Source organism: Planktotalea frisia (assembly GCF_001890925.1).
GTDB classification, from domain to species: domain Bacteria; phylum Pseudomonadota; class Alphaproteobacteria; order Rhodobacterales; family Rhodobacteraceae; genus Planktotalea; species Planktotalea frisia.
Map to the genome: position 1 here is coordinate 1 of NZ_MLCB01000016.1, position 9,324 is coordinate 9,324.

Annotated in this window: 9 protein-coding genes; all 9 read left to right on the forward strand. The window is 52.7% G+C overall.

Going from position 1 to position 9,324, the window contains the following annotated elements:
* Nucleotides 1-65 precede the first annotated feature (65 nt).
* The 9 genes from PFRI_RS00985 (at nt 66) to PFRI_RS01025 (ending at nt 8,989) form a co-directional block, all read left to right on the forward strand.
* Complete coding sequence (locus tag PFRI_RS00985) at nt 66-1,103, forward strand: substrate-binding domain-containing protein (protein ID WP_072628905.1); 1,038 nt, start codon at nt 66-68, stop codon at nt 1,101-1,103.
* A 61-nt stretch (nt 1,104-1,164) separates the two neighbouring features.
* The gene (gene pstC / locus PFRI_RS00990; protein ID WP_072628906.1) at nt 1,165-2,613 is read left to right on the forward strand and encodes a phosphate ABC transporter permease subunit PstC; all 1,449 of its coding nucleotides are present in this window, start codon (nt 1,165-1,167) and stop codon (nt 2,611-2,613) included.
* Nucleotides 2,610-3,935 carry a phosphate ABC transporter permease PstA gene (pstA, locus tag PFRI_RS00995; protein WP_072628907.1) on the forward strand — a complete coding sequence of 442 codons (1,326 nt, stop codon included), beginning with the start codon at nt 2,610-2,612 and terminating at the stop codon, nt 3,933-3,935. Before pstC ends, pstA begins: the two co-directional genes overlap by 4 nt.
* A 24-nt stretch (nt 3,936-3,959) precedes the next feature.
* Nucleotides 3,960-4,721: a phosphate ABC transporter ATP-binding protein PstB gene (pstB, locus tag PFRI_RS01000; protein WP_111445665.1), complete on the forward strand. Its 762-nt coding sequence runs from the start codon at nt 3,960-3,962 to the stop codon at nt 4,719-4,721.
* A gap of 4 nt (nt 4,722-4,725) precedes the next feature.
* Nucleotides 4,726-5,442: a phosphate signaling complex protein PhoU gene (phoU, locus tag PFRI_RS01005; protein ID WP_072628909.1), complete on the forward strand. Its 717-nt coding sequence runs from the start codon at nt 4,726-4,728 to the stop codon at nt 5,440-5,442.
* A 5-nt stretch (nt 5,443-5,447) separates the two neighbouring features.
* Complete coding sequence (gene phoB, locus PFRI_RS01010; protein ID WP_072628910.1) at nt 5,448-6,137, forward strand: phosphate regulon transcriptional regulator PhoB; 690 nt, start codon at nt 5,448-5,450, stop codon at nt 6,135-6,137.
* Nucleotides 6,138-6,304: 167 nt separating this feature from the next.
* Nucleotides 6,305-7,528, forward strand: a complete 1,224-nt coding sequence (locus tag PFRI_RS01015) for an acyl-CoA dehydrogenase (RefSeq protein WP_072628913.1) — start codon at nt 6,305-6,307, stop codon at nt 7,526-7,528.
* Between the two features lie 268 nt (nt 7,529-7,796).
* Entirely contained in the window at nt 7,797-8,231 is a 435-nt protein-coding gene (aroQ, locus tag PFRI_RS01020) for a type II 3-dehydroquinate dehydratase (RefSeq protein WP_072628911.1), read from the forward strand.
* On the forward strand, nt 8,228-8,989 hold the full coding sequence (locus tag PFRI_RS01025) for a helix-turn-helix transcriptional regulator (protein ID WP_072628912.1): 762 nt from the start codon (nt 8,228-8,230) through the stop codon (nt 8,987-8,989). The genes aroQ and PFRI_RS01025 overlap by 4 nt, the downstream gene beginning before the upstream one ends.
* The last annotated feature ends 335 nt before the right edge of the window (nt 8,990-9,324 follow it).

The window sequence follows — 9,324 nt, forward strand, 5'->3', positions numbered from 1 at the left end:
TCTACGGTCAGACGTCAACCCGTCAAAAGTCGGGTGCTCGAGGACTCTGTGTATAGGAGTCGGATATGACTTTCGCAAAGATCACAGTTTCTGCCTTGGCCATCAGCGCCGCTGCCACCGCCGCAAGCGCACGCGATCAAGTGCAAATCGCAGGATCGTCTACGGTTCTGCCCTATGCCTCTATCGTTGCGGAAGCGTTTGGAGAGAACTTTGACTATCCCACGCCAGTCGTTGAATCCGGCGGCTCATCTGCAGGGCTGAAGCGGTTCTGCGAAGGCTTGGGTGAGAACACAATCGATATCGCAAACGCGTCGCGACAGATCAAAGAGAGCGAATTAAAGATCTGCTCAGCAAACGGTGTGACGGACATTATCGAAGTTCGCATTGGTTATGACGGCATCGTTTTTGCTTCTGAAAAGGGCGGCAACAGCTTTGCCTTCACCGCCTCGGATTGGTTCCTTGCGCTCAGCGATCAGATCCTCGTGGACGGCGCGATGATCGACAATCCAAACACCACATGGAACGACGTGAATGCGGACATGCCCGCACAAAAGCTCCAAGCGTTTATCCCTGGTACAAAGCACGGCACGCGCGAAGTGTTCGAAGACAAAGTCCTGCTTGCAGGGTGTGAAGAAACCGGCGCGTTCGACGCATTGATGGCGGCGAACGGCGGTGACAAAGGCGCGGCGGAAAAGGCGTGCATCACGTTGCGCACGGATGGGGTATCCGTCGATATTGACGGTGATTACACAGAGACCCTCGCACGCATCGAGAGCAACAAAGACGGCATTGGCGTTTTTGGCCTCGCGTTTTATGAGAATAATACAGACAAGCTGCAAGTCGCTACAATGGCCGACATTGTGCCATCTGTTGAGAGTATCTCAAGCGGCGAATACCCTGTGTCGCGTCCTTTGTATTTCTACCTTAAGCAAGCGCATATCGGCGTGATTCCCGGCCTCAAGGACTTCGCAGAATTCTTCGTACTCGATGAAATCGCAGGCGAAGATGGCCCCCTTGCGGAATACGGTCTTGTCGCCGATCCAGAGCTGGAAGTGACGCAAGAGATCATCGCTGACGAGCAGACCATCGATATTGCAATGTAAACACCAACGGCGCAGGCAACGTCTTGCCTGCGCCCATTTCTAGACTTTGACCGGAGGCGCTATGTCCGCGTTTTGGCTCACAATCACAGTGCTGATCTTGTCCGCGTTTGGCGCATATGCCGGACGCGCGCAGTCTTTGCGTGTGGCAGGTGGCGATGCGCGCAAGCTGCATTCGCTTCCTAAGTATTACAGTAGCTTTGTCGCATTGGGCGTGTTGATCCCGTGTTTGTTTGTGCTCGTTATTTGGCTTTTCGCACAACCTAAGTTGATTGAGCGTGGCGCGGAACAGATGTTAAACGCTAGCAGTGAACCGTCTCTCGTGATGAGCGATGTGCGCCGTGTGGCCGATGGATTAGGCGTCGCCGTCGCACAAGGTGCACTGAGCGAGACTGAGGCACACGCGCCCATCGAAAATCTACGCGATGTGTTGGGCGGCGTGGGTGTCGCGCTTGGGAATGAAGTGACGCCTGATGTGCTTAGCGCCGCACAAGGCATGCGCGCCCAAGAACAGCGCGGCAACCAATTTCGTATGTTCGCGGTGCTTGGTCTTGCCGCACTAACGTTGGTATTCGGGCTAAGCCGTATCACGCCTGAGTTTCGCGCACGTAACGCAGTTGAACGCGTCGTTCTCGCGCTCTTGATCACTGCCGCATCCCTCGCAATCCTCACGACTGTTGGCATCGTTTTATCGATGATCTTCGAGACGCGTAATTTCTTTGGGCTGCACTCGTGGAAAGACTTTTTCTTCGGCGTGAAATGGGCTCCTAATTTTCGGGGTGACAGCGAGCTGTCGATCCTGCCACTCTTGTGGGGCACGATCTATATCTCACTGATTGCGCTACTTGTGTCCGTGCCAATTGGTCTGTTCGCTGCGATCTATCTGAGCGAATATGCAGGGCCGAAAACGCGAGGGGTGGCCAAACCTTTACTTGAAATTCTGGCCGGTATTCCGACGATTGTGTATGGCTTGTTTGCTTTGCTCACGATTGGCCCTTTGCTGTTGAACACGTTCGGCAGCGGCGGACTTTTGGGCGTGGAATGGATGAGTGGTGCAACAGCTGTCCTTACTGCCGGTCTTGTTATGGGCATTATGCTGATCCCGTTTGTGTCGTCACTCTCGGATGATATTATCAATGCGGTTCCTCAGGCGATGCGCGATGGCTCGCTCGGGCTTGGTGCGACAAAATCCGAAACCATTCGCCAAGTTGTGATCCCTGCGGCCTTGCCGGGCATCGTTGGCGCGATCCTTTTGGCTGCGTCGCGCGCCATTGGCGAGACGATGATTGTTGTGCTTGGGGCAGGGGCGATTGCAAAATTCTCGGCCAATCCGCTTGATGCGATGACCACGATCACCACACGCATCGTATCCCAACTAACAGGCGACGGCGACTTCGCCAGCCCTGAAACGCTTGTCGCTTTTGCCCTTGGTCTGACGCTGTTCGTGCTGACCCTCGGCCTCAACATTATCGCGCTCTACATCGTGCGCAAATATCGCGAGCAATACGAATGAGTGATCCTGTGAAAACCTCTCTTTTGACCCTCGATGCGCGTACCAAAAAGCGCAATGCGGCTGAAACGCGGTTCCGTATGTACGGGCTTGCGGCGATTGGCGCGGGCTTGGCCATGCTCGTGCTGTTGTTGGTCACGATCTTTGGCAACGGGCTTGGCGCGTTTCAACAGACGTTTGTGACGCTCAATGTGCCACTGTTGGAAAGCAAACTTGATAAAAAGGGCGAGCGCGATCTGGCGAAGATCAAGAAGGTATCGACCTTTGGATATGCGCAGCTTTTGAGCCAAGCGATGGAAGATGCGCTCGCAGAGAACGGGATCGACAGTGATCTCAAAGCGAAGAAACAAGCGGCCCTCTTGTCTAAAAGCGCGGCAGCAGATCTGCGTAATTTTGTGATCTCCAACACCGATAAAATTGGTGAAACGGTTGAATTCACTTTCCTCGCGAATTCACGTGTTGATGGCTACCTCAAGAACCGTGTCACGCGCGAGAGCATTGCGGATGATAAAAGCATCAATGCAGAACAGCTTGATCTTGTTGATGAACTCGTTGCGGCTGGCGTAATCAAAAAGCGCTTCAATATCAGCTTTATCACTGGTGCAGATGCGTCGGATCAACGTCCCGAAGCGGCTGGCATGGGCGTGGCGATGATGGGCAGCTTTTTTATGATGCTAGTGGTACTCGCGCTTGCGCTGCCGATTGGTGTGGCGGCGTCGATCTATCTTGAGGAATTCGCGCCAAAGAACTGGATCACCGATATTATCGAGGTGAATATCTCAAACCTTGCTGCTGTGCCCTCGATTGTCTTTGGTATCCTTGGTCTTGCGGTGTTCATCAACTACATGCACTTGCCCCAATCAGCGCCACTTGTGGGGGGACTTGTGCTGACCTTGATGACGCTGCCGACGATCATCATTTCGACACGAGCGTCTTTGAAATCCGTCCCGCCAAGCATTCGCGACGCGGCACTCGGGGTAGGGGCGTCCAAGATGCAATCAGTGTTTCACCATGTGCTCCCTCTCGCGGCACCGGGCATTTTGACTGGCACGATCATCGGCCTCGCGCAGGCCTTGGGTGAAACTGCACCGCTCTTGTTGATCGGAATGATCGGCTTCATCGCCTCTAACGCTCCGGATTCTGTGGCGAGTGGTTTGCTTGATCCGAACTCCGCCATGCCTGCACAAATTTACGAATGGGCGAAACGCGCGGACCCTGCTTTTTATGAGCGCGCATGGGGCGGCATCATCATTTTGCTCGCCTTTCTCATCACAATGAACACAATCGCAGTTCTTCTACGCCGCCGCTTTGAGCGCCGCTGGTAGGGGGTACGTATGAAAGAGAACGCCATGGATAACATCAAGATTTCTGCGAAAAACGTGCAGGTTTATTACGCGGACAATCATGCGATCAAAGACGTGAATGTTGAGATTGAGGATAAGACTGTCACCGCCTTCATCGGCCCATCGGGCTGTGGCAAATCGACGTTTCTACGTTGCTTGAACCGGATGAACGACACGATTGATATCTGCCGCGTTGAAGGTGATATCCTGATCGAGGGCGAGGATATCTATGATCGTCGCGTTGACCCTGTGCAATTGCGTGCAAAGGTCGGGATGGTGTTTCAAAAGCCCAATCCGTTCCCGAAGTCGATTTATGACAATGTCGCCTACGGCCCTCGCATTCACGGTCTTGCGCGTGGCAAAGCGGATCTTGATGAAATTGTCGAAAAATCCCTGCGCAGCGCAGCGATCTGGGATGAGGTCAAAGACCGCCTTGATGCGCCGGGCACAGGGCTTTCTGGCGGTCAGCAGCAACGTCTGTGCATCGCGCGTGCCGTGGCCACAGCACCCGAAGTGCTTTTGATGGATGAGCCATGCTCCGCACTTGATCCGATCGCAACGGCGCAAGTCGAAGAGTTAATCGACGAGCTACGCCAGAACTTTGCGGTGGTGATTGTGACCCACTCCATGCAGCAAGCGGCACGCGTGAGTCAAAAGACTGCATTTTTCCACCTTGGAAACCTTGTGGAATACGGCGAAACCAACCAGATTTTCACCAAACCCAGCGATCCACGCACGGAAAGCTACATCACGGGACGGATTGGATAAGACCATGAGCACATTGCATATTTCCTCTGCCTTTGATCGTGATCTTGAAGCGATCCAAGCCCAGATCATGAAAATGGGTGGCATGGTTGAAGCCGCTATTCTGGACGCAGCAAAATCCCTTGAAACCCGCGATCTAGAACTAGCAGAGCAAGTCCGCGCGGGCGACAAAGCAATTGATAAGCTTGAAGAAACCATCAACGAAGAAGCCGCGCGCGTCATTGCACTGCGCGCGCCGACAGCAATTGATTTGCGCCTGATCCTGTCTGTTATCAAGATCAGCGCGGCTTTAGAGCGTATTGGCGATTACGCGAAAAACATGGCAAAGCGCACGTCCGTTTTGGCCGACCTACCTGAGGTTCAAGGGAGCCAAACCGCGCTGCGTCGCATGGCCCGCGAAGTGCAGGGGATGTTGAAAGATGCGCTTGATTGTTATGTGCAGCGCGATGCGGCTTTGGCGATGAAAGTCATCGCGCAGGACGCGGATGTGGATCAGATGTATAACGCTCTGTTTCGTGAATTCCTGACGTTCATGATGGAAGACCCGCGTAACATTACACCATGCATGCACCTGCATTTCATCGCCAAAAACACTGAACGTATGGGTGACTTGGTCACAAATATTGCAGAACAAGTGGTCTATCTCGTGACGGGCGAAACGCCTGATGAGGCGCGCCAGAAAGAGGATCGGTCTTCTACGGACAGTTCGATCTCTAAGGTTTAAAAGACATGAATGCTGCGCAGCCCACCGTTCTTTTGATCGAAGACGAAGCCGCGCAGCGAGAAGTTTTGTGCTATAATCTTGCAGCAGAAGGCTACCGTGTCTTACAAGCCGCCAGCGGGGATGAAGGCTTATTGTTGGCGCGTGAAAACGTACCCGATGCGATCATCCTCGATTGGATGTTGCCTGTCATGTCAGGCATTGAAGTGTGCCGTCAGATCAAATCGAATGCAGACACGAAAGACATACCTGTCATCATGCTTTCTGCGCGCTCGGAAGAGATGGACAAGGTGCGTGGCTTGGAAACGGGTGCAGATGACTATGTTGTTAAACCTTACTCGCTCAAAGAATTGATGGCCCGTGTGCGCGCACAGTTGCGCCGCACAAGAGCTGCCGCAGTTGGCGCACAATTGGTCTTTGAAGACATTACCCTTGATGGTGAAACCCACAAAGTCACGCGCGCTGGTGCGGAAATCAAGCTCGGTCCGACTGAGTTTAGGCTGCTCAGTCATTTCATGGAAAAGCCCGGACGCGTTTGGCCGCGTGAGCAGTTGCTCGACCGAGTTTGGGGACGAGATGTCTTTGTGGATACGCGCACCGTAGATGTACATGTGGGACGTTTGCGCAAAGCCTTGTGCGTGCATGGTGGCGCTGATCCAGTTAGGACTGTTCGCGGCACCGGATACGCTTTGGGCTAAGGTGAGGAGGGGGCCAGCCCCCAACTTGGCCTTGCCAAGTTCCCCCGAAGTTTATTTGGAAAGATGAAGCTAAAGATAATGACGTGACGGAGTCTTTCGCGTCGCGCAGGTTTCTGATCTATAGTTTCACAAATTGGTCCTATGAATTGGAGACAACCATGAATGAAATGTCCACAAATGCGCCTACGCTGCGCGCAAAAGATCAACCTGATTTGAGCAGTTTTCAATGGGATGATCCGCTGCGTTTGTCAGAGCAACTGAGCGAAGATGAGCGGATGATTGCGGACAGCGCGCGCGCTTATGCACAAGAGAAATTGCAGCCGCGTGTTTTGGAGGCATTTGTCGAAGAAAAGACCGATCCGGACATTTTTCGCGAAATGGGTGCGATGGGGCTGCTTGGAACGACGATCCCCGAGGAATACGGCGGAATTGGTGCGAGCTATGTGAGTTACGGCTTGGTTGCGCGCGAAGTTGAACGTGTGGACAGCGGCTATCGCTCGATGATGTCGGTGCAATCCTCTTTGGTCATGTATCCAATTTATGCCTATGGATCAGAAGCGCAGCGTAAAAAGTATCTGCCCAAGCTGGCCAGTGGAGAGTGGATTGGCTGCTTTGGTTTGACCGAGCCAGATGCAGGATCTGATCCTGCAGGTATGAAAACGCGCGCAGAGAAGACTGCGAACGGCTATAAGATTACGGGCTCAAAGATGTGGATTTCGAACAGCCCAATCGCGGACGTTTTCGTGATCTGGGCGAAGTCCGAAGAGCACGGCGGAAAAATCCGTGGATTCGTTCTTGAAAAAGGCATGAAAGGTCTCAGCGCGCCCAAGATCGGCAACAAGTTGAGCTTAAGAGCCTCGATCACGGGCGAAATTGTTATGGATAACGTTGAGCTCGGTGACGATGCTTTGCTGCCTAATGTTCAAGGTCTCAAAGGACCGTTTGGCTGCTTGAACCGTGCGCGGTATGGCATCAGCTGGGGAGTCATGGGAGCCGCAGAATTCTGCTGGCATGGAGCCCTTCAATATGGGCTTGATCGCAAGCAATTTGGCAAGCCATTGGCGCAGACGCAGTTGTTTCAGAAGAAGCTGGCAGACATGCAAACAGAGATCACGTTGGGCTTGCAGGCCAGCTTGCAAGTGGGTCGTTTGATGGACAGCGCGAATGCTGCGCCTGAGATGATTTCGATCGTGAAGCGTAACAACTGTGGCAAAGCGCTTGATATTGCGCGCATGTCACGTGACATGCATGGCGGTAACGGGATTTCAGCTGAGTTTGGTGTGATCCGTCATATGATGAACCTAGAGACGGTCAACACGTATGAAGGCACGCATGATGTGCATGCTCTTATTCTTGGGCGCGCTCAAACTGGGTTGCAGGCATTCTTTTAAACCTACAATAGGGAAAGGCAGTGTGGTTGGCTGTCTTTCCTTAACTATCAATCACTTGTGGGCATCAGTTAAAGTGATATCGGTCTCTCAACAGAGCTTTTGCGCACATGAGGGGCCATCCTCACAATCACATCGGTATTACGTATAATCAGTATTATGTAACTTTAATGGCTGCCAAAACCTAATGAAAACAATAGTATCCGCTCTAGACAGCTTCCTGTAGTATGAGCAAAACGAACACCACACCATTGAAAGACTGGCGAACACCATGCGCGTACTTATTTTAAACGGACCAAACCTGAACTTACTCGGCACGCGCCAACCAAAGGTATACGGCACGACAACGCTCGCGGATGTTGAGGACATGTGTCGCGCGCATGCGCCTGACGAACAGCTGAGCTTTCTTCAGAGCAACCATGAAGGCGCGATGATCGATGCTATTCATGCGGCCAAGACCGAGCAAGACGGTATTATTCTGAACGCCGGTGCCTATACACACACGTCGATTGCTCTGCACGACGCCCTTGCCTCGGTTGAACTGCCTAGCGTTGAAGTACATCTCAGCAATATTCACGCGCGTGAAGCGTTTCGTCATCATTCCTACATTGCGCCTGTCGCGCTTGGTCAGATCGCTGGTTTCGGTGCCCAAGGATATCTGTTCGCGATTGACGCACTGCGCGCGCATCTGGCGAAACCGACATGAGCGACTTACGTGCATTTCTGGAAGAGCTGACCGCAGCACCAAGCGCAGAATTGCTCTGGACCAAACATTGCGCCAAAATGGCCGAATACGGCTTTGACCGGATCATCTACGGATTTTCGCACTTCATGTCGCCGACCTCTATGGGTGATCCTGATGATTTCGTGCTGCTGACCAATCACACGCCAGAGTATATGAAGCTCTTCATTGATACGGGTTTGTACCGAGAAGCACCCATGGTGCGTTGGGCCCTCAACAAAGTGGGCGCTTGCAGCTGGGGCTATCTTTGGGATGAAATAGCACGCGGAACGCTCAGCGAACGCGAGAAGCAAGTCATTGAAATGAATGCGCAACATGGCGTGACTGCGGGATATTCTATCAGCTTCAAAGCGATCACGTCGCGCTCCAAAGGTGCCATTGCCTTGACAGCACGCAAAGGTATGAGCCAGACCGAAGCAGATGCGATCTGGGCGGAACATGGCAGCGATATCATCCTGATGAACAATATCGCACACCTCAAAATAGTCACCCTGCCCCATCAACGCGGCGATCGCTCATTGACCAATCGTCAGCGTGAAGCCCTTGAATGGGTAGGCGATGGGAAAACAACACAAGACATCGCGATGCTGATGGGCTTAACGCCTGCGACTGTTGAAAAACACCTACGCCTCGCGCGCGCGACCCTTAGTGTTGAGACCACGGCACAAGCGGTTCTCAAAGCAGCATTCCAAAACCAAATGTTCGTGGTCGATGCGATTTAGAGCTTTGCTCTGAAAACTGGCATTTCCTACTGAATTCTCGCGTTCGTTATTTTTGCGTTAATCTCCATAAGGTATGGAATCCTGTACTTTCGATTAACGTTAACCTGACGTATCGTAAACGTGTTCCGTGAGTGGTGGCTTTAGCTTAGGAACTTTTGGGAGATACCTTCGTAGTACCGAAGCCCTTTCGCCCTTGTTGAAGCAATTCAACACCGGTCAGGTGGCGTATAGTCAGTTGTCTGATCGGACTTATCGCTGGTCTGCCTCATCCCCATGTAACGAGCTATGACTGAATCTGGTGTTTGGGCGGTTTGAAGGTTGGCGGCGTATCTGGT